Source organism: Streptococcus mitis, assembly GCF_002096835.1.
In the GTDB taxonomy this organism is placed as follows: domain Bacteria; phylum Bacillota; class Bacilli; order Lactobacillales; family Streptococcaceae; genus Streptococcus; species Streptococcus mitis_W.
In genome coordinates this window covers 1-221 of sequence record NZ_NCVG01000011.1, presented here as the reverse complement: position 1 = coordinate 221, position 221 = coordinate 1, and the positions used below count along the sequence as shown (strand labels likewise).

General features: G+C 45.2%; 1 protein-coding gene. It reads right to left on the bottom strand.

Annotated elements, in window-relative coordinates:
• Positions 1-221: GTP-binding protein (locus B7699_RS00150; protein ID WP_142358309.1), on the bottom strand; the 221-nt coding region annotated here is incomplete at both ends.

The window sequence follows — 221 nt, the reverse complement described above, 5'->3', positions numbered from 1 at the left end:
TTTCCTTTATCGTCTACTACTACAGTCGCACCTGGATTCACGGCTTTAACTTTGTCTTCGATGGCTTTCTTCTCAGCATCTGTAAGTTTTTCTGGGTTCGCTACCACAGTCTTATCTGCTGGTTTAACCACATCGTTACCTGCATTTGGCTTAGCTGCGTCGTCTGCTGTCTTAGTTAAGTCTGCTGCTGGAATAACGGCTGTGTTTCCTGATGGTGTTGT